Here is an 18798-nt window from a genome sequence, read left to right on the forward strand (position 1 = left end):
CCCGGATGTGCCCGCTCGGGTACGGACGCCGATCGGGACGGCGGCTAGGTTGCGCACATGACGACTGCGTTGATTACGGGATCCACGGCGGGCATCGGCGCCGCCTTCGCCCGGCGGCTGGCCGCCCAGGGACACAACCTCGTACTGGTGGCCCGCGACACCGAGCGACTGGCCGAGCAGGCCACCGAGCTGCACGACCGGCACGGCATCGAGGCGGAGGTGCTGGCCGCCGACCTCTCCACGGAGGAGGGCATCGCGTCCGTCGAGACCCGCCTCGGGGACCGTACGCACCCCGTGGACCTGCTGGTCAACAACGCGGGCTTCGGCAACAAGGGCCGCTACCTCGAGGTCTCCATGGCCGACGAGCTGACCATGATCAAGGTGCACATCGAAGCGGTGCTGCGGCTGACCTCGGCCGCGACCGAATCGATGCGCTCGCGCGGACGCGGCGGGGTCGTCAACGTCGCCTCGGTGGCCGCCTTCGTCCCGCGCGGCACCTACGGCGCGAGCAAGGCCTGGGTCGTGCAGTTCACCCAGGGCGCCGCGAAGGACCTCGCGGGCTCGGGCGTGCGGCTGATGGCGCTGTGCCCGGGCTTCGTGCGGACCGAGTTCCACCAGCGGGCGGGCATGGGCACCGACAACATCCCCGGGTGGCTGTGGCTGGACGCCGACAAGCTGGTGGCGGCCGCGCTGGCCGACCTCGCGCGCGGCAAGACCGTCTCGATCCCGGACCCCCGGTACAAGGCGCTGATGGGCGTGGTGAAGCTGACGCCGCGCGCGCTGCTGGGCGGGGTGTCCTCCCGTACGGGCCGCAAGTACGGACCCCAGTAGCCCCGCCGACCGGGTGAAATCTCCCTAAACTGGACGTGTCCCATCCACCGCGGGAGGCGACGCGATGACATTCGTACAGGTGATCGATTACGAGACCACGCGGTTCGAGGAGATGAACGCGCTCATCGACCGCTACGCGGAACAGACCAGCGGCAGGCGCACGGTCACCCACACCATGATCGGCCGGGACCGGGACGAGCGGACGCACTACGTGGACCTCGTCGAATTCCCCTCCTACGAGGAGGCCATGAGGAACTCTCACCTGCCGGAGACCGACCGGATGTTCCGCGAGATGGTCGCCCTCTGCGAGGGGATGCCCACCTTCATGAACCTCGACGTGGTCCGCGACGAGTACCTCAACAAGCTCGTCGCGAACCGGTTCTTCGAGGAGATCGCGGTCAAGGGTGACTTCGACGTCATCGAGGAGTGCGTCGCGGCCGGCTACGTCAGCCACGAGATGATGGACACGGAGGGCCGGGGCAACGGCCGGGACGGGCTGCGGCGCACCATCTCGATGTGGCGCGACGCCTTCGACTTCACCTTCTCCGTGACGCGCCAGATCGCCGAAGGGGACTGCGTCACCACCCTGTGGGACTGGCGCGGCACCCACCGGGGCGAGTTCATGGGCCTGGCCCCGACCGGCCGGGAGGTCTCCATGTCGGGCTGCTCGACCTGCCGGATCGAGAACGGGCAGATCGCGGAGGACTGGTGGTACTACGACGCCCCGGGGCTGATGCGGCAGATGGGCATGGCGCCCGGCCACCCGTACTGACGCGGCACCGCGGCGCCGGATCCCGCCGGGGCACGCGAAAGGCCCTGGTCACCCCCGCTCGGCGGCGGTGACCAGGGCCTTCTCACGCGTCAGGCGGCGTCAGCCTCAGTGGCTGTGGCCGTGCCCGTGGCCGTGACCGGCCTCGGCCTCTTCCTCGGCCGGCTTCTCGACGACCAGGGTCTCGGTCGTGAGCAGCAGGGAGGCGATGGAAGCGGCGTTCTCCAGCGCGGAGCGGGTGACCTTGACCGGGTCGATGACGCCGGCCTTGACCAGGTCGCCGTACTCGCCGGTGGCGGCGTTGAAGCCCTGGCCCTTGTCGAGCTCGGCGACCTTCGAGGTGATGACGTAGCCCTCGAGGCCGGCGTTCTCGGCGATCCAGCGCAGCGGCTCGACGGCGGCGCGGCGGACGACGGAGACGCCGGTGCCCTCGTCGCCGGTCAGGCCGAGGTTGCCCTCCAGGACCTTGACGGCGTGGACGAGCGCGGAGCCACCGCCGGAGACGATGCCCTCCTCGACCGCGGCGCGGGTCGCCGAGATGGCGTCCTCGAGGCGGTGCTTCTTCTCCTTGAGCTCCACCTCGGTGGCGGCGCCGACCTTGATGACGCAGACGCCGCCGGCGAGCTTCGCCAGGCGCTCCTGCAGCTTCTCGCGGTCCCAGTCGGAGTCCGTGGACTCGATCTCGGCCTTGATCTGGTTGACGCGGCCCGCGACGTCAGCGGTGTTGCCGCCGCCGTCGACGATGGTCGTGTCGTCCTTGGAGATGGTCACGCGGCGCGCGGAACCGAGGACGTCCAGACCGGCCTGGTCGAGCTTGAGGCCGACCTCCTCGGCGATGACGGTGGCACCGGTGAGGGTGGCCATGTCCTGGAGCATCGCCTTGCGGCGGTCACCGAAGCCGGGGGCCTTGACGGCGACCGCGTTGAAGGTGCCGCGGATCTTGTTGACGACGAGGGTGGAGAGCGCCTCGCCCTCGACGTCCTCGGCGATGATCAGCAGCGGGCGGGAGCCGCCGGCCTGGATGACCTTCTCGAGCAGCGGCAGGAGGTCCTGGATGGAGGAGATCTTGCCCTGGTTGATCAGGATGTACGGGTCGTCGAGGACGGCCTCCATACGCTCCTGGTCGGTGACCATGTACGGCGAGAGGTAGCCCTTGTCGAAGGCCATGCCCTCGGTGAACTCCAGCTCCAGGCCGAAGGCGTTGGACTCCTCGACGGTGATGACACCGTCCTTGCCGACCTTGTCCATCGCCTCGGCGATGAGCTCGCCGACCTGCGAGTCCTGCGCGGAGAGCGCGGCCACGGCGGCGATGTCGGACTTGTCCTCGATCGGGCGGGCGGTCGCGAGGAGCTCCTCGGACACGGCCTTGACCGCGGCGTCGATGCCCTTCTTCAGGGCGGCCGGGGAAGCACCCGCGGCGACGTTGCGCAGACCCTCGCGGACCAGCGCCTGGGCCAGCACGGTGGCGGTGGTGGTGCCGTCACCCGCGATGTCGTTGGTCTTGGTCGCCACCTCCTTCACGAGCTGGGCGCCCAGGTTCTCGTACGGGTCGTCCAGCTCGACCTCGCGAGCGATGGTGACACCGTCGTTGGTGATGGTGGGAGCGCCGAACTTCTTGTCGATGACGACGTTGCGGCCGCGGGGGCCGATCGTCACCTTGACCGTGTCGGCAAGCTTGTTGACGCCGCGCTCGAGGGCGCGACGGGCGTCCTCGTCGAACTTGAGAATCTTCGGCATGGGAGCGGTGTTCCCTCTCGTTGCGATCCCCGGCCGCTCACCGCGACCGCCTGGAACGAACTACGCCCCTCGCCGCCCGGCATCAGCAGGGGTGACCAGGGGCGTAGCTCAAACAAAACTTGGAGAAGTGACTTACTTCTCGACGATCGCGAGCACGTCGCGAGCCGAGAGGACGAGGTACTCCTCGCCGTTGTACTTCACTTCGGTGCCGCCGTACTTGGAGTACAGGACGACGTCGCCGACGGTGACGTCGAGCGGCAGACGGTTGCCGTCCTCGAAGCGACCGGGACCGACCGCGAGGACGACGCCCTCCTGGGGCTTCTCCTTCGCGGTGTCCGGGATGACCAGGCCAGAGGCCGTGGTCTGCTCGGCGTCGAGCGGCTGGACCACGATGCGGTCCTCAAGCGGCTTGATGGCAACCTTGGAGCTGGTGGTCGTCACGATCCGACCTCCCCCTTCGGAGATCCGGGGTTAACTGTCTGGGGTGGCGACCAGGTCGATCCGTCGTCGCGGGTGCCGGACCTGCCTGTCGCTGCGTTGGCACTCACCGGTGGCGAGTGCCAGGTGCGACACTATTCCGGCGATTAGCACTCGGTCAAGCGGAGTGCCAATTCAGCTGCGCGCGGCGTCGGGTTCCGGCCGCTCCCCGGCCGCTCCCCTGCCGCTGCCCGGCCTCGCTCTGCCGCCGCGGACCGCGGTCCGCGGACGGCGCGGGGCCGCCTGAGTACCCGTACTCAGGCGCCGGCGGCCGCCCCGGGACCACACTGCGGCCATGACGACGACAGGGAACGGGCGCGGCGGGCCGGGCTGGGCCGCGGACATCGCCGCCGCCGTGCTGCTGACCGTACTGGAGGCGGTGGCCATCGCCGCGGGACTCTACGTCTCGGCCTTCGCCGCCTGGGACCCCGGCGGCTCCGACGACGGTCGCGCACGCCGGGTCCTGATCTGGGTGCTGGGCGGGCTCGTGCTGGCGGCCGTGATCACCGCCGTCGTCTCCGGGCGCGCCTTCCGCCGCCGGGCGCCCGTCACCGGATGCGTCCAGGCCCTGGTGTGCGCGGCGATCCTGCTGGGCACCGCGGCCATCGCCGTCGGGTCCCGCGACGAGCTGCGGCCGGCACCCGCGCCGGGGCCGCGGTACGGGGGGACGTACGGGCAGTGCTTCAGCGGCGGGGACAGCCACGAATGCCCGGGCGGGTGACCGGGCCGGGGTCCGGGCGGGTAGACCGGGCCGGGGTCCGTGTGCGGAGCGGTACGTCCGGGTTGGGCGGTGTACGTGGGTTGACCGGTGTGTGACGGTTGGCCCGTGTGTGGCCGTCGGCCCGTGTGTGACAGTTGAGCCGTGCGCATCCTCGTGGTCGAAGACGAAGACAACCTGGCCGAGTCCCTCCGCCAGGGCCTGTCCGCCGACGGCCACCGCGTCGAGGTCGCCCGCGACGGCCACCGGGGACTGGAACTGGCCCTCACCGGCGGGCCGTACGACGCCGTCCTGCTCGACCTGATGCTCCCCGGCCTCGGCGGCGCCGAGATCTGCGCCCGGATGCGCGCCCACGGCGACCCCACCCCCGTCCTCATCCTGACCGCCAGGGACGGCGAGTACGACGAGGCCGAGGGCCTGGACGCGGGCGCCGACGACTACCTCACCAAACCGTTCTCCTTCGTCGTGCTCGGCGCCCGCCTGCGCGCCCTCGCCCGCCGCGCCGCCGCCCCCGAGCCCGCCGTCCTGCGCGCGGGCGACCTGGTCCTCGATCCGCAGGACCGCCGCTGCCGCCGGGGCGAGCGCGAGATCGAACTCACCGCGCGCGAGCTCGGCGTGCTCGCCTGCCTGATGGAGCGCCCCGGCCGGGCCGTCGCCAAACAGGACATCCTCGACGAGGTCTGGGACGCGCCCCACGGCATCGACCCGAACATCGTCGAGGTCTACGTCTCCTCGCTCCGCAAGAAGATCGACGTCCCCTTCGGCCGCCGCTCCATCCTCACCGTCCACGGCACCGGCTACCGGATGGCCCCCGACGGTGGTTAGCAGCGTCCGCGCGCGGGCCGCCCTGGCCGCCGCGCTCGCGATGGCCGCCGTCCTGGCCACCGGCGGACTGTGGCTGTTCACCCTCACGCGCACCAACCTCCTCGACAACACCACCGGCCGCACCGAGCTCGCCGCGCGGAAGGTCGCCGCCCAGCTCGACACCCGGACCCTGCCGGCCGGCGGCCGGCTGCCCGCGCCCGAGAGCGGCGTCGACCTGGTCCTCGTACGGGACGCGGCCGGACGGACGCTCGCCACCAGCGGCGGCCCCCAGGACGTCCCCGGCCTCGCCGGCCTGCGGCCCGCCCCCGGCCAGGACTCCCGCGCGACCGTGCTCCCGCCCGCCCGTCCCGGCGCGGAACGGCGCACGGCGGTGGTGGTCACCACCCCCGGGCCGCCCGGCGCGCACGACCCGCGCGCCCCCTACTCCGTGTACGCGATGACCGTGCTCAGCGACGTCGACGACGCCACCCGGGCCACCGCCCTCGGACTCCTCGCCGGCGCACCCCCGCTGATCGCCTTCAGCGCGGCCCTCGCCTGGTGGGTCACCGGGCACGCGCTGCGCCCCGTCACCGCGATCCGCACCGAGCTGGCCGCCGTCACCGCGAGCGAACTCGACCGGCGCGTCCCCGACCCCGGCGGCGCCGACGAGATCGCCCGGCTGGCCCGTACCGTCAACGACACGCTCGACCGGCTGGAGCGCTCCGACGCCCGCCAGCGCCAGTTCACCGCCGACGCCTCGCACGAGCTGCGCAACCCGCTGGCCGCCGTCCGCGCCCGGCTGGAAGTCGCCCTCGCCCGCGAGCACCCCGACCGGGAGTCGGTCGCCGCCGCGCTGGCCGACACCGAACGGCTCCAGCGGATCGCCGCCGACCTGCTGCTGCTGGCCCGGCTCGACGGCGGACCCGCGCCCCGCCCCGCCGAGCCGGTGGACCTGTTGCTGCTCGCGGCGGAGGACGCGGCCCGGCGGCCCGCTCCCCGGGTGCCGCTGCGGCTGGCGGCGGGGGCGCCCGTACCGGCGTACGGGGATCCGGCGCGGCTGGAGCGGGCCCTGGCCAACCTGGTGGACAACGCCCTGCGGCACGCCCGTACCGGGGTCCTGGTCCGGGCCGCCGCCGAGGACGGCTGGGCGGTGCTGGAGGTGAGCGACGACGGGCCGGGCATCCCGGCGGCGGACCGCGACCGGGTCTTCGAGCGGTTCGTGCGCCTGGACCCCGACCGGGGCCGCGCGAGCGGCGGCACCGGGCTGGGGCTGGCCATCGCGCGGCAGATCGCGCGGGCCCACGGCGGCGACGTGCACGCCCTGGCGGCTCCGGGCGGCGGGGCGCTGCTGCGGCTGCGGATCCCGGGGAACGGGTGACGGGGGCGGGGGCTGGGGCGGGGGCTGCCGGGGCTCCGCGCTCAGGATTCCTTCAGCGGGTCTGCGCGAGCATCGTCCGACATGAGCGCGCAACGGAGGAAGACCAGCCGCCGCCGGCCCTCGCCGCGGCGGGTCGGGCGCACGCTGCTGATCACGGGCTGCGCCCTGACGGTGATGGCGGGCGGCACCGCCTGGTACGTCTACCGGGACCTGTCGTCGAGCATCGGCAGCTCCAAGGCCCTGGAGGGCGCCGAGAAATCGGCGCACGGGGATGTGAACGTCCTGCTCATGGGCCTGGACAGCCGTCGCGACCAGAACGGCGACCCGCTGCCCGAGGAGGTCCTCGACCAGCTGCACGCGGGCAGCTCGGACATCGGCGGCTACAACGCGAACACCCTGATCCTGCTGCACGTGCCGGGCGACGGCGGCCCGGCGAAGGCGTTCTCGATCCCGCGCGACGACTTCGTGGACATACCCGGGCACGGCAAGGACAAGATCAAGAAGGCGTACGGGCTGGCGAAGGCGGCCCGTGAGGACCGGCTGTCCGCGCAGGGGGTGCACGACCGGCGGCAGCTGGAGCAGGAGGGGCGCGAGGCGGGGCGCAGGGCACAGATCGACACGGTGCGCGGTTTCCTCGGCGTCCCGGTCGACCACTTCGCCGAGCTGAACCTGGCCGGTTTCTACCACCTGGCGGACGCGCTGGGCGGCGTACCGGTGTGCCTGAAGAAGCCGGTGAAGGACCGGTACTCGGGCGCCGACTTCCCCGCGGGCCGGCAGTCCCTGAACGGCCGGCAGTCCCTGGCCTTCGTCCGGCAGCGGCACGGGCTGGACCTGGGCGATCTGGACCGGACCAAGCGGCAGCAGGCCTTCCTGGCGGGCGCGACGCAGAAGCTGAACTCGGCCGGGACCTTCACGGACCCGGTGAAGCTGCTCAAGCTGATCGACACGGCGAAGCAGGACGTCGTGACGGACGCGGGCTGGGACCTGCTGGGGTTCGTGAGGCAGGCGAAGAACCTGTCGGGCGGAAAAGTGCGGTTCACGACACTCCCCGTCGAGGGGTTCGCAAGGAACCATGGGGAGGACATCAACGTCGTAGATGATATGAAGATAAAGCGCCTCATTGCCGAGCAGATCGGTCCCCAGACCACTGCCACCCCAAGTGCACCGAGCGCCGCGTCCTCTGTGCCGTCGTCGCCTTCGTCGCCGCCGTCACCCTCATCACCGCCGTCACCCTCATCACCGCCGCCGTCACCCCGGTCACCGTCACCGGAAGAAGAGCCCGGCACCATCGACGGCGGCGGCATCCCGTGCGTGGACTGAGGCCCCGGACGGCGTCGGGCGCCCGCCGCCGCACCGAAGCGCTGCTGCTGCTCCTCGTCATCGGCATCGCGGTCTTCGGCCACGTGAGCGCCGGCCTGGCGATGAACGGGGAGCTGCCGCAGCAGCTCGTCAGCTTCGTCATCAGCATGACGCTGCTCTCCCTGGTGGGGCACCTGGGCATCCGCCGGTTCGCCCCGTACGCCGACCCGCTGATCTTCCCGCTGGCCATGCTGCTGACCGGGCTCGGCCTGGTGCTGATCCACCGTCTGGACCAGGGGTACATCGAGCGGTACGGGTCCGACGCGAACGCGCCCGGCCAGCTGCTGTGGACGGTGGTCGGGGTCGCCGCCTGCATCCTGGTGGTGGCGCTGCTGCGCGACCACCGGCTGCTCCAGCGGTTCATCTACATCACCATGGCCGTCGCGCTGGTGCTGCTGATCGCGCCGGCGTTCTTCGGCGCGGACACCTACGGGGCCAAGCGCTGGATCATCCTCTTCGGCTTCTCGCTCCAGCCCGGCGAGTTCGTCAAGATCATGATCGCGATCTTCTTCGCGGGCTACCTGGTCATCCACCGCGACTCCCTGGCGCTGACCGGCCGCAGGTTCCTGGGCATGCGGCTGCCCCCGATGCGGCAGCTCGGACCGATCATCACGGTGTGGATCGTGTCCATGCTCGTCCTGGTCTTCGAGCGCGACCTCGGCACCTCGCTGATCTTCTTCGGCGTCTTCGTGGTGATGCTCTACGTGGCCACCGAGCGCACCAGCTGGATCGTGTGCGGGCTGCTCATGGCCTCCGTGGGCGCCTTCGTGGTGGGCTCGACCGAACCGCACGTGAAGGCGCGCGTGGCGGCCTGGCTGGAGCCGCTGTCCTACTACTGGAAGGACCGGCCGCCGGGCGTCACCTCCGACCAGTCGGCGCAGGCGCTGTTCAGCTTCGGCACCGGCGGCGTCTCGGGCACCGGCCTGGGGCTGGGCCACCCGGAGCTGATCAAGTTCGCGGGGCGCAGCGACTTCATCCTGACCACGGTCGGCGAGGAGCTCGGCCTGGCCGGCGTCATGGCCGTACTGATCCTCTACGCGCTCCTCGTGCAGCGGGGCCTGCGGATGGCGCTGGCCGCGCGGGACCCCTTCGGCAAGCTGCTGGCGGTCGGGCTGGCCTCGGCGCTGGCGCTCCAGGTCTTCGTGGTGGCGGGCGGCGTCACGGGCCTGATCCCCCTGACGGGCAAGGCGCTGCCCTTCCTGGCGAAGGGCGGCTCCTCGCTGCTGGCCAACTGGATCATGATCGCCCTGCTGTTGCGGATCAGCGACAGCGCCGAACGCCAACGCGAAGCGGACGCCCGGGGCCCGGCGGAAACCACGATCACCCCGCTGGTCACGGCGGGGCACTGAGGCCCGGAGGCGGAACTCCGCCGCCTCCGGACCACAGCAGGGCCTGGGGCACCGGGCCCGCCCCCCGGTCCCGGTGCCGCTAGAGGTAGTCCTCCAGGCGGGCGATCTTGTAGCCCTGTTCCTGGATGCGCTGGAGCATGCGGGTCGTCATCTGGATCTCCGTCGCGCCCTTGAGCTCCGAGGGGCCGCGGAAGTGGGCCAGGATGATGTCGCCCGGCTTGAGGGCGGAGCCCTCGGCGTACTGGAAGTTGTTGATCTGCATCGACGCGCGCCACAGGACGACCGAGGAGATTCCGCACTCGGAGGCGGCCTTGAGGGTGTCGTCGTTGTAGTTGCCGTACGGCGGGCGGAACAGCGCCGGGCGCTTGCCGAAGCGCTTCTCCAGGCGTTCCTGCTGGCCGCATATCTCCTTCTTCTGCGCCGCGAAGGACAGCGTGCGCAGGTTCGGGTGGGTCAGCGTGTGGTTGTTTATCGTGCTGCCCGAGCCGTTGCCCCGGAGCTTCTCGAAGTGCGCGTAGTCCGCCGAGGCGATGTTGTCGGTCAGGAACATGCTGATCGGCAGCTTCAGATCGGCCGCCATCTTCAGGAACTCGGGGTCCTTCTCCGCGCCGTCGTCGAAGGTCAGGAAGACGACCTTGTCCGTCGGCGCGACGGGTATTCGGTCCACCACGACCGGCTTGCCCGGGGCCGCCTTGGGCAGTTGGGGCTTCTGCGCGGGCTTGGGGGCGTACTGGAGGGGGGCGGTCAGGCCCCATTTGCGGTACGCGTCGTCCCCCGCGGAAGTGGCGGCCGAGGGAGCCGCGGAAGACCGCGCGGACGGGGAGGCCGAGGCCGTCCCCGTCTCCTGCGCGGTCTTGCGGCCGAGCCGTTCGATGGGATCCACGCTGTTCCCGCACCCCGTCAGGGACAGCGCGAGCGCGCCGGCCGTCAGCGTCCCGGCTACCAACCGACGCGCGTACTTCACAGGTAGTCCTCCAGGCGTGCCACGGCGTATCCCTTGTCCGTGACGGTCTTCATGACATGACGGATCATGTCAGGCATCGTGCCCTTCCAGTCCTCCCGGCCCCGGAAATGAGTCAGGATGATGTCGCCGGGGTGGATGTCGCGGTCCCACTCGCGGTAGTCCATCCGGTTCACGAACGCCTCGGCGTTCCACAGCGGTACGGCCTTGATGCCGCAGGACTTCGCCGCGCGCAGCGTGTCCTGGTTGTAGTTGCCGTAGGGCGGCCGGAAGAGCGTCGGGCGCTTGCCGAACTGCTTCTGGATCGTGTCCTGCTGGCCGCAGATCTCCTCGCGCTGCTTCTCGTAGGAGAGCGCGGGCATGTAGCGGTGGTTCAGCGTGTGGTTGTTCAGGGTGACGCCCGCGTCCTGCATCCCCTTGAAGTACGGGTAGTTGTCGCGGACGAGGTAGTCGCTGAGGAACGCCGTGTACGGGATCTTCAGTTCCTGCATCATCTTGACGAACTCGGGGTCCTTCTCCGCGCCGTCGTCGATGGTGAGGAAGACGACCTTGTCCTCCGTCGGGACGGTGGTGAAGACCGGGGGCAGTTCGTCCTGGTCCTCGACCTCGAAGCCGTCGCGCGTGGTGATCTCGGGCTTCGTCTTCGGGCCGGCCGGGGCCATGAGCGGCGTCTTGAGCAGACCCCACTTCTTCGCGGCGGCGATCCGGGCCTGCTGGGCGGCCTTGGCCTGCTCGGCGGCGTTGGCGAGGGCGCCGGCCGCTCCGGGGCCCGCCTCGCCGGCCGGCTTCGCCTTGGCCGGCGCTCCCGAGTCCCCGGCCCCGCACCCCGTGCCCAGGGCGGCGACGAGCAGTGCGGCCAGTGCCACGCCGTACCGGCCGCGCGGGCGCGCCGCGAGCCGGTGACCATGTTGCGCAGTATTTCCCTTTTGTCGTACTAGCTGCATAGCTGCGGATCCTTACACCGCGCGGCGCCCCGGAGCGGGCGACACCACGGCCGGAGTCCGCCCTTCCACCGACTGGCCGACAATGGGACGGTGACCCCCGAAGACTTCGCCGCGCTGCTCACCCCCGAGGGCCGCGCGCTCCTCGACTCCCTCCGCGACCACGACCCCGCCCAGGAGCTGGCCCTCGCCACCCGGCTGCGCCGCGAACACCCCGCCCCGCTGGTGTCGGCGGCCCTGGGGCAGGCCCGGCTGCGGCAGCGCGCGGTGGCGAAGTTCGGGGCCGAGGACGCGTTCCGGATGTACTTCACCCCCGGCGGCGGGGAGATGGCCACCCGCGCGTCGGTGGCCTCGTACCGCGCCGGGCGGCTCGCGGCGCTGGGCGTACGGAGCGTCGCGGACCTGTGCTGCGGCATCGGCGGGGACGCCCTGGCGCTGGCCCGGCTCGGGATCCGGGTGCTGGCGGTGGACGTCGACCCGCTGACGGTGGCCGTCGCGCGGGCCAACGCCGATGCGCTGGGGCTGGCGGACCTGATCGAGGTCCGGGAGGCGGACGTGACCGGGGTCGACGTGTCCGCGTACGAGGCCGTCTTCATCGACCCGGCGCGCCGCGGCGGCCGCGGGCGGATCTTCGACCCGGAGTCGTACTCCCCGCCGCTGTCCTGGGCGGTGGAGCGGGCCCGCGCGGCCCGGTACGCCGCGATCAAGATCGCCCCCGGGATCCCGCACGAGGCCGTTCCGGCGGAGGCCGAGGCCGAGTGGATCTCCGACCAGGGGGACGTGAAGGAGGCCGTGCTGTGGTTCGGCACCGCCCCCGGCACCGTGCGCGCCACCCTGCTGCCCGGCCCGCGCGAGCTGCTGACGGCCGCGCCGCTGCCGGACCCGGAGGCGGGCCCGGTCGGGCGCTACCTCTACGAGCCGGACGGGGCCGTGATCCGCGCACACCTCGTCGCCGAGGTGGCCGAGGCCCTGGACGGCCGGCTGATCGACCCGACCATCGCCTACATCACCGCCGACGAGCTGCGCGCGACCCCGTACGCGACCGCGTACGAGATCACCGACGTGCTGCCGTTCGGGCTGAAGAAGCTGAAGGCGCTGCTGCGCGAGCGCGAGGTCGGCATCCTGACGGTGAAGAAGCGCGGGTCGGCGATCGAGCCGGAGGAGCTGCGCCGGAAGGTGAAGCCGCAGGGCCCGAACGCGGCGACGGTCTTCCTGACCCGGGTCGCGGGCGCCCCCTCGATGCTGATCGGGTCGCCGGCCCGGGCCTCGTAGGGCCGGGCCTACGCCGCGAGGTCGTTCAGTGCCCGGCGGCCCGCCGGCGCGGGGGCGGGGCGGCCGGCGCGGGCCGTCCAGCGGTGGTGGGTGGCGGCCTTGGCGGCGCCCAGCAGTCCGGTGATCCACAGGATCATGCCGATTCCCACGAGGCCGAAGACCTGCCCGTACGCGGTCACGCCCGGGCGGCTCCCGGCCGCCGCCGCGAAGGCCACCCAGAGCCCGCAGGCGCCCAGCGCCAGGGAGGCGGCCAGCCAGACGAGGCGCCGTACGGGGGCGTGCAGGGCGGGGTCGGCGACGGCCTCCCGGCCGGCCCCGACCCAGGCGCACAGCAGCTCGTGCTCGTGCCGCTCGCGGCGGGCGCCCCGGACGAACCAGATCCCGGCGGGGACCAGCACGCCCAGCCCGAACGCCGCGTAGACCACCCCGAAGAGGGACCGCACGGCATCACCGGCCTCGAAGGAGGCCACGGCCAGCCCGGCGAAGGCGCAGCCGAGCGCGAAGGCCGCGGCGACCGCCCACAGCAGGGCGAGCCGCCGCAGGCCCAGGCCGCGCCGGCTCAGCTCGGCGAGGAAGCGCGCGCGGTCGGCCCGTACGACGGACTCGTCCAGCCACTCGCGCAGGTGCGCGGGCGGCGGCGGAGGCGGGAGCTCACGGCTAGGCATGCCGATGACCCTAGGGGCGGCCGGTCCAGCCCCGCCGCAGTCCCGCTCGACGCGCGCTTCAGCCGCCCGTGACCTCGACCGATGCGAACCGCCAGCGGTGCACGGCCCGGGTGATGAGGTCCGCGGCGGGCTCGGGCAGCTCGGGCAGTTCCGCCCGCACGCCCTCGGGGGCCTCCCACCAGGTGATCACCAGGACCCGGTCCTGGGGGGCCCGGAACACCTCGCGGCGCACCGGTTCCCGGGCCAGGACCTGGCCGCGGGCCCACTCCAGGAGCTCGTTGCCGCGGCCGTCGGCGGCCCGGGCCTCCCACATCAGCGCGACGGTGCTCATGAGTAGAGGTTGTCCTTGCTGAGCTCGTGCACGTGGTCGTGATCGTGCGCGTGGCCGTGGCCGTGCCCGTCGCCCTCGCCGTGGCCGTGCCCGCTGCCCGGCACGTGCGGGTCCGTCACCGGCAGCGAGGAGTCCGCGGACAGGTCCCAGTCGGAGGCCGGCCGGCCCCGCCGGACCATCTCCGCGCCCAGCGCCGCGACCATCGCGCCGTTGTCCGTGCACAGCTTCGGACGGGGCACCCGCAGGATGATCCCGGCGTCGTCGCAGCGCTCCTGCGCGAGCGAGCGCAGCCGCGAGTTGGCCGCCACGCCGCCGCCGATCATCAGGTGGTCCACGCCCTCGTCCTTGCAGGCGCGGACCGCCTTGCGCGTCAGCACGTCCACCACGGCCTCCTGGAAGGACGCCGCCACGTCGCGCACCGGCACCTCCTCGCCCGCCTTGCGCTTGGCCTCGATCCAGCGGGCCACCGCCGTCTTGAGGCCGGAGAAGGAGAAGTCGTACGCCGCGTCGCGCGGGCCCGTCAGCCCGCGCGGGAAGTTGATGGCCTTGGGGTCGCCCTCGCGCGCGAGCCGGTCGATGACCGGTCCGCCGGGGAAGCCCAGCTGCAGCACGCGGGCGATCTTGTCGAACGCCTCGCCCGCCGCGTCGTCGATGGTCGCGCCGAGCGGCCGTACGTCGCTGGTGATGTCGGGGGCCAGCAGCAGCGAGGAGTGCCCGCCCGACACCAGCAGGGCCATGGTCGGCTCCGGCAGCGGGCCGTGCTCCAGCTGGTCGACGCAGATGTGCGAGGCCAGGTGGTTGACCCCGTACAGCGGCTTGCCGAGCGCGTACGCGTACGCCTTGGCCGCCGAGACGCCGACGAGCAGCGCGCCCGCGAGGCCGGGGCCCGCCGTGACCGCGATGCCGTCGAGGTCGCGGGCGCTGACCCCGGCCTCCTTCAGGGCGCGTTCGATCGTCGGGACCATCGCCTCCAGGTGGGCCCGGGAGGCCACCTCGGGCACGACACCGCCGAAGCGGGCGTGCTCGTCGACGCTCGACGCGATGGCGTCGGCGAGCAGGGTGGTGCCGCGGACGACGCCGACGCCGGTCTCGTCGCAGGAGGTCTCGATGCCGAGGACGAGCGGTTCGTCAGCCATGGGTCTCACCTTGTACGGGTACGGAGCTTGCAGGATCGGAAAGGCGCATCACGAGCGCGTCGACGTTGCCCGGCTGGTAGTAGCCGCGCCGGAAGCCGATCGGCTCGAAGCCGAAGCGCTCGTACAGCTTCTGGGCCCGGGTGTTGTCGACCCGGACCTCCAGCAGCACCTCGGCGCATTCGAAGTCGGTCGCGGCGCGCAGCAGTTCGGTGAGCATCCGGCCGCCGAGCCCGGTGCCCCACTGGTCGCGCGCGGCCGCGATGGTCTGTACGTCGCCCAGGTCTCCGGCGGCGGCCAGCCCGGCGTAGCCGACCAGGCGGCCGTCCGGGGTCTCGGCGACGAGGTAGCGGCGGGTGGCGTGCGGGCCGCGGGCGTGGGTGAGCTCGGACCAGAACATGCCGGCCGACCAGGCGTCGTCGGGGAACAGCTCGTGCTCCAGCTCCAGCACCGGTTCGATGTCCCACCAGCGCATTTCGCGGAGCACGGCGGTCGCGGCCGTCACTTGGGGGTGACCACCTTGTAGTTCTTGGGCACCTCGGCATCGGGCCGGCGCAGGTAGAGGGGGGTGGGCGGCAGGAACTCCGCGCCCTCGGCGAGCCGCTCCGCGGCCAGGGCGGCCAGCGCCGCCGCCGACTGGTGGACGGGGACGCGGGCGTCGGTGAAGACCTCCGGGTAGAGCTGCGCGCCCTGGCCGACGGCGGGCAGGCCCGCCACGCGCTCGGCGATGTCGGCGGGGCGGTCCACGGCGGGCTCGCCGGTGCGGGTGCGGGGGTCCTCGTAGCGCGCCCAGTACACCTCCTTGCGCCGCGCGTCGGTGGCGACGGTGAAGGGGCCCTCGATCCCGGCGGCTCCGGCGGCGTACGCCAGGCCGTCGAGGGTGCACAGGCCGTGCACGGGGACACCGAGGACGGAGGCGAAGGTCGCGGCGGTGACGAGGCCGACGCGCAGCCCCGTGTAGGGGCCGGGGCCGACGCCGACGACGATGCCGGTGACGGCTTCGAGCTTCACCCCGGCGTCGGCGAGGACCGCGTCGACGGAGGGCAGCAGCAGCTCCCCGTGGCGGCGGGCGTCGACCTGGTTCGACTCGGCGAGGACGGACTCCCCGTCGTGCAGGGCGACGGTGACGGCGGGCGTGGCGGTATCTACGGCGAGCAAGAGCACGCGAACAGCCTACGACTCCCCGGCCCCGGGGCCTTGCGGCCGGTCACGAGGGGACCCGGCTGCTACCTTTCGACCCGGGGACACGACCGGGACTCGACCCGGTGTGCGAACCGGCTCACGGCCGGGCGTCCCCCGGTCGACGGCGCAGGCGCGGAGAGGTGGAGCAAGGTGGCACGCAGCAGCTCGGGAATCGTGGCCGGGCTCACCGCCGCGGCGATCGCCGCCATCGGCTTCCTGGGCTGGCAGGCCTCCGCGACGGCGCCCGCGCACCCGGTCCGGACGGCTCCGAAGGCCCCGGCCGCGGACCAGAACCAGGCCCCCGCCAAGCAGGACCCTGCGAAGGCGACGGCGCTGCCGGCCGACTCCGGGACCGGGACGCGGGTCGTGTACTCGGTGTCCCAGAAGCGGGTGTGGCTGGTGGCGGAGGACGGCCGGGACCCGCGGTCGTTCGCGGTGGTCCCGAGCACGGTGCACCCGCTGCCGGGCACCTACGTGGTCGGCTCGCGCTCGGGCACGGTCACCGGTACGGACGGAGTGCCGATCGAGCACGTCGTGCGGTTCGCCACCACGGACGGCATCACGGTCGGCTTCAGCGCCCGCGTGGACGGCACGATGCCGGCGCCGGATCCGGCGAAGAAGGCGGGCGGCATCCGGATGGCGCGGGCCGACGGCGACGCGATGTGGGCCTTCGCCACGATCAACTCGAAGGTCGTCGTCGTCCTCTGACGGCCCTCCGACGTACCGGGCGCCCCACCCCGCACCACACCAGCTTCACCCGGACGGGTGATCAGGCCGCTTCCGACTCCGGGGCGGCCTGATCCGCGTCGTGCCCGGCCGCGCCGCTGTGCGCCCGCGGGCACGGACCCCGGTCCGTACGCGCGGGCGGCGTCGAGACGGCCGTGGCGGCCGCGCCGGCCGCCAAGAGGGCCCACATGGACACGACGGGCGCTCGTTCTGCTCCTGCTGCCGGCATGGCTGCCTCCTGAGACCCCGGGACACCGGCTCCAGCCCGAACTTAGGCAGACCTAACCAGCGCTCGGTACCATGTCACCACGGCGGCCCGCACCAGCGCAATATTTTCCCGACACCTTGTCGGTACGTTGTCGGTACGTACGAGAGCGCTTCCGGTACGTACGAGAGCGGTACGGTCCCGGCCCGCCCCGCCCCGGCCCGCCCCGCCCCGCCCCCCAGGGCCGCCTACCGCGCGGCCGCCCGGGCCAGCTCCGCCAGTTCCGCTCCGGCCCAGCGCGCCCCGACGCCGCGCAGCGCGACCTCGCGCACGTCGTCCAGGACCTCCTCGTGGCCGACCGCCCGCCCGATCACCACGTGCAGCCGGTCGTCGGAGAGCTCCTCGACCTTGCCGTCGCCCCATTCCACGACGACCACGGACTCGGGCAGCGAGACGTCGAGGTCCAGGTCCTCCATCTCGTCCAGCCCGCCGCCCAGCCGGTACGCGTCCACGTGCACCAGCGCCGGTCCGCCGGTCAGGGACGGGTGCACCCGGGCGATCACGAAGGTCGGCGAGGTCACGGCCCCGCGCACGCCGAGCCCCTCCCCCAGCCCCCGGGTCAGGGTGGTCTTGCCCGCGCCGAGCTCGCCGGTCAGCAGCACGAGGTCGCCGGGGCGCAACAGGCCCGCGATGCGGCGGCCCAGGTCCTGCATGGAGGCGGGCGAGTCGACGGTGATCAGGGTTTCGGCGGCGGCCTCGGCCAGGGCCTCAGCCGCCGGGCTGCGCGGTGCTTCCCGCGGTACTTCTTCCATGCGTCCCCACGTTAGCCGCTGCGGGGACGGCTCCGGTGCGCGCCAGCAGCCCGGTCAGCAGCCCGTTCACGATCTCCGGGCGTTCCAGCATCATCAGGTGCCCGGTGTTCTCCAGCACGACCAGCTCGGCGGCCGGCAGCGCCTCCTTGATCGCCACGCTGTGCTCGGCCGGGGTGATCATGTCCCGGTCCCCGGCGACGACGGTCACCGGGATGTCCGCGAACAGCTGGAGCGCGGCGCCCTTGTCGTGGGTCTGGAAGGCCGGGTAGAACTCCGCGACCACGTCGATCGGGGTCGCCTCGATCAGCCGCTCGGCGAAGCGGGCGACACCGGGATCCACGTCCCGGGACCCGAACGAGTACAGCTTGATCATCCCGGCGAACAGGTCGGCGGTGGCCCGGCGGCCCTTCTCCACCAGCTCCACCTGCGAGCCGAGCGCCTTGAGCACCCCCGGCAGGAGCCGGCGCACCGCGCCCAGCCCGACGGAGGGCAGTCCGTACGTGACCTCGTCGAGCCGCCCGCTGGAGGTGCCCACCAGCGCCACCCCGCGCACGCGCTCGCGCACCAGGGCGGGGTACTGCTCGGCGAAGGCCATCACGGTCATGCCGCCCATGGAGTGGCCGACCAGCACCAGCGGCCCCTCGGGCGCGGTGGCGTCGATGACGGCCTTCAGGTCGCGGCCGAGCTGGTCGATGGTCACCGCTTCGCCGTCGGCCTGGGCCAGGCCCCGGTCGCTGCGGCCGTGGCTGCGCTGGTCCCAGTAGACGGCCCGGACCGTTCCGCGCAGGGCGGCGCGCTGGAAGTGCCAGGCGTCCTGGGAGAGGCAGTAGCCGTGGCAGAAGACGACGGTGGTCCCGGCGGCCGGGGACGTGCGGCTGAGCCGGCGCTTCTTGCCGGCCGGCTCGGCGGGGGGCTCGTCGATCTCGTAGTGGAGCTCGGTGCCGTCCTCCGCCCGGCAGGTGCCCTCGGTGCCGCGCAGCGCGCCGTAGTCGCCCGCCGCGTCCAGCGCGAGGCGCGCCTTCATGCGGATGCCGCGCCCCACGGTGATGCGTTCGACCGCGACACCGGCCGCGGCTCCCGCCGCTATGACACCGATGGCGGCGCCGGCCCAGCCCGCCTTGCGCCAGTTCTCGCTCACGACCTCACCG

Annotated in this window: 20 protein-coding genes; 9 read left to right on the top strand and 11 right to left on the bottom strand. The window is 72.8% G+C overall.

Translation table 11 applies throughout. From position 1 onward, the window contains the following. Positions 1-57 precede the first annotated feature (57 nt). Positions 58-831 (top strand): SDR family NAD(P)-dependent oxidoreductase, encoded by a 774-nt coding sequence (locus ACGFXC_RS12340; protein WP_393712042.1) that lies wholly within the window; start codon positions 58-60, stop codon positions 829-831. A 64-nt stretch (positions 832-895) separates the two neighbouring features. Then, complete coding sequence (locus ACGFXC_RS12345; RefSeq protein ID WP_393712044.1) at positions 896-1603, top strand: ester cyclase; 708 nt, start codon at positions 896-898, stop codon at positions 1601-1603. A gap of 105 nt (positions 1604-1708) precedes the next feature. On the opposite strand, the gene groL is transcribed toward ACGFXC_RS12345, so the two are convergent. Both groL and groES read right to left on the bottom strand, forming a co-directional pair. Beyond that, positions 1709-3337: a chaperonin GroEL gene (gene groL, locus ACGFXC_RS12350; protein WP_393712046.1), complete on the bottom strand. Its 1629-nt coding sequence runs from the start codon at positions 3335-3337 to the stop codon at positions 1709-1711. A 132-nt stretch (positions 3338-3469) separates the two neighbouring features. Then, positions 3470-3778 carry a co-chaperone GroES gene (groES, locus tag ACGFXC_RS12355; protein WP_055418319.1) on the bottom strand — a complete coding sequence of 103 codons (309 nt, stop codon included), beginning with the start codon at positions 3776-3778 and terminating at the stop codon, positions 3470-3472. A gap of 331 nt (positions 3779-4109) precedes the next feature. Between groES and ACGFXC_RS12360 the strand changes: the two genes are divergently transcribed. The 5 genes from ACGFXC_RS12360 to ACGFXC_RS12380 all read left to right on the top strand — a co-directional run bounded on the left by ACGFXC_RS12360 (position 4110) and on the right by ACGFXC_RS12380 (position 9422). Further along, positions 4110-4535 (top strand): DUF6234 family protein, encoded by a 426-nt coding sequence (locus ACGFXC_RS12360; protein WP_393712048.1) that lies wholly within the window; start codon positions 4110-4112, stop codon positions 4533-4535. A 141-nt stretch (positions 4536-4676) separates the two neighbouring features. After that, positions 4677-5357: a response regulator transcription factor gene (locus ACGFXC_RS12365; protein ID WP_393712049.1), complete on the top strand. Its 681-nt coding sequence runs from the start codon at positions 4677-4679 to the stop codon at positions 5355-5357. After that, positions 5350-6714, top strand: a complete 1365-nt coding sequence (locus ACGFXC_RS12370; protein WP_393712051.1) for a sensor histidine kinase — start codon at positions 5350-5352, stop codon at positions 6712-6714. The genes ACGFXC_RS12365 and ACGFXC_RS12370 overlap by 8 nt, the downstream gene beginning before the upstream one ends. Before the next feature lie 81 nt (positions 6715-6795). Further along, complete coding sequence (locus ACGFXC_RS12375; protein ID WP_393712053.1) at positions 6796-8034, top strand: LCP family protein; 1239 nt, start codon at positions 6796-6798, stop codon at positions 8032-8034. Further along, a complete protein-coding gene (locus ACGFXC_RS12380; RefSeq protein ID WP_393712055.1) occupies positions 8022-9422 on the top strand; it encodes an FtsW/RodA/SpoVE family cell cycle protein in 1401 nt (466 codons plus the stop codon). The genes ACGFXC_RS12375 and ACGFXC_RS12380 overlap by 13 nt, the downstream gene beginning before the upstream one ends. Before the next feature lie 79 nt (positions 9423-9501). On the opposite strand, the gene ACGFXC_RS12385 is transcribed toward ACGFXC_RS12380, so the two are convergent. Together ACGFXC_RS12385 and ACGFXC_RS12390 are read right to left on the bottom strand one after the other, a co-directional pair. Then, the gene (locus ACGFXC_RS12385) at positions 9502-10386 is read right to left on the bottom strand and encodes a polysaccharide deacetylase family protein (RefSeq protein ID WP_393712056.1); all 885 of its coding nucleotides are present in this window, start codon (positions 10384-10386) and stop codon (positions 9502-9504) included. Next, complete coding sequence (locus tag ACGFXC_RS12390) at positions 10383-11327, bottom strand: polysaccharide deacetylase family protein (protein WP_393712057.1); 945 nt, start codon at positions 11325-11327, stop codon at positions 10383-10385. Before ACGFXC_RS12390 ends, ACGFXC_RS12385 begins: the two co-directional genes overlap by 4 nt. Before the next feature lie 90 nt (positions 11328-11417). On the opposite strand from ACGFXC_RS12390, the gene ACGFXC_RS12395 reads away from it, so the two are divergent. After that, positions 11418-12596: a methyltransferase domain-containing protein gene (locus tag ACGFXC_RS12395; protein ID WP_393712058.1), complete on the top strand. Its 1179-nt coding sequence runs from the start codon at positions 11418-11420 to the stop codon at positions 12594-12596. A gap of 8 nt (positions 12597-12604) precedes the next feature. Here ACGFXC_RS12395 and ACGFXC_RS12400 read toward each other — a convergent pair whose 3' ends face one another. Genes ACGFXC_RS12400 through tsaB form a run of 5 tightly spaced genes read right to left on the bottom strand, consistent with a single transcriptional unit; the run spans position 12605 to position 15889 of the window. Beyond that, a complete protein-coding gene (locus ACGFXC_RS12400) occupies positions 12605-13261 on the bottom strand; it encodes a hypothetical protein (protein ID WP_393712059.1) in 657 nt (218 codons plus the stop codon). A gap of 58 nt (positions 13262-13319) precedes the next feature. Next, the gene (locus tag ACGFXC_RS12405) at positions 13320-13592 is read right to left on the bottom strand and encodes a hypothetical protein (RefSeq protein WP_393712061.1); all 273 of its coding nucleotides are present in this window, start codon (positions 13590-13592) and stop codon (positions 13320-13322) included. Continuing rightward, positions 13589-14728, bottom strand: coding sequence for a tRNA (adenosine(37)-N6)-threonylcarbamoyltransferase complex transferase subunit TsaD (gene tsaD / locus ACGFXC_RS12410; RefSeq protein WP_393712063.1), 1140 nt, complete (start codon positions 14726-14728; stop codon positions 13589-13591). Before tsaD ends, ACGFXC_RS12405 begins: the two co-directional genes overlap by 4 nt. Further along, complete coding sequence (gene rimI / locus ACGFXC_RS12415; RefSeq protein ID WP_393712064.1) at positions 14721-15230, bottom strand: ribosomal protein S18-alanine N-acetyltransferase; 510 nt, start codon at positions 15228-15230, stop codon at positions 14721-14723. Before rimI ends, tsaD begins: the two co-directional genes overlap by 8 nt. Continuing rightward, positions 15227-15889, bottom strand: a complete 663-nt coding sequence (gene tsaB / locus ACGFXC_RS12420; protein ID WP_393712066.1) for a tRNA (adenosine(37)-N6)-threonylcarbamoyltransferase complex dimerization subunit type 1 TsaB — start codon at positions 15887-15889, stop codon at positions 15227-15229. Before tsaB ends, rimI begins: the two co-directional genes overlap by 4 nt. Positions 15890-16057: 168 nt before the next feature. Here tsaB and ACGFXC_RS12425 point away from each other — a divergent pair, with 168 nt between their 5' ends. Beyond that, the gene (locus ACGFXC_RS12425) at positions 16058-16615 is read left to right on the top strand and encodes a hypothetical protein (protein WP_393712068.1); all 558 of its coding nucleotides are present in this window, start codon (positions 16058-16060) and stop codon (positions 16613-16615) included. Positions 16616-17086: 471 nt separating this feature from the next. Here the strand turns inward: ACGFXC_RS12425 and tsaE are convergent, their stop codons facing one another. Both tsaE and ACGFXC_RS12435 read right to left on the bottom strand, forming a co-directional pair. Beyond that, a complete protein-coding gene (gene tsaE / locus ACGFXC_RS12430; RefSeq protein ID WP_393712070.1) occupies positions 17087-17650 on the bottom strand; it encodes a tRNA (adenosine(37)-N6)-threonylcarbamoyltransferase complex ATPase subunit type 1 TsaE in 564 nt (187 codons plus the stop codon). Then, complete coding sequence (locus ACGFXC_RS12435; protein WP_393712072.1) at positions 17607-18788, bottom strand: alpha/beta fold hydrolase; 1182 nt, start codon at positions 18786-18788, stop codon at positions 17607-17609. Before ACGFXC_RS12435 ends, tsaE begins: the two co-directional genes overlap by 44 nt. Positions 18789-18798: the final 10 nt, after the last annotated feature.

This window comes from Streptomyces sp. NPDC048507 (assembly GCF_043199995.1).
Classification (GTDB): Bacteria; Actinomycetota; Actinomycetes; order Streptomycetales; family Streptomycetaceae; genus Streptomyces.

Excerpts from the sequence above, each read along its gene's own strand:
- ACGFXC_RS12340 (WP_393712042.1), top strand. The coding sequence starts at position 58 with ATGACGACTGCGTTGATTACGGGATCCACGGCGGGCATCGGCGCCGCC.
- ACGFXC_RS12345 (WP_393712044.1), top strand. The coding sequence starts at position 896 with ATGACATTCGTACAGGTGATCGATTACGAGACCACGCGGTTCGAGGAG.
- groL (WP_393712046.1), bottom strand. The coding sequence starts at position 3,337 with ATGCCGAAGATTCTCAAGTTCGACGAGGACGCCCGTCGCGCCCTCGAG.
- ACGFXC_RS12360 (WP_393712048.1), top strand. The coding sequence starts at position 4,110 with ATGACGACGACAGGGAACGGGCGCGGCGGGCCGGGCTGGGCCGCGGAC.
- ACGFXC_RS12375 (WP_393712053.1), top strand. The coding sequence starts at position 6,796 with ATGAGCGCGCAACGGAGGAAGACCAGCCGCCGCCGGCCCTCGCCGCGG.
- ACGFXC_RS12390 (WP_393712057.1), bottom strand. The coding sequence starts at position 11,327 with ATGCAGCTAGTACGACAAAAGGGAAATACTGCGCAACATGGTCACCGG.
- ACGFXC_RS12400 (WP_393712059.1), bottom strand. The coding sequence starts at position 13,261 with ATGCCTAGCCGTGAGCTCCCGCCTCCGCCGCCGCCCGCGCACCTGCGC.
- ACGFXC_RS12405 (WP_393712061.1), bottom strand. The coding sequence starts at position 13,592 with ATGAGCACCGTCGCGCTGATGTGGGAGGCCCGGGCCGCCGACGGCCGC.
- tsaD (WP_393712063.1), bottom strand. The coding sequence starts at position 14,728 with ATGGCTGACGAACCGCTCGTCCTCGGCATCGAGACCTCCTGCGACGAG.
- tsaE (WP_393712070.1), bottom strand. The coding sequence starts at position 17,650 with ATGGAAGAAGTACCGCGGGAAGCACCGCGCAGCCCGGCGGCTGAGGCC.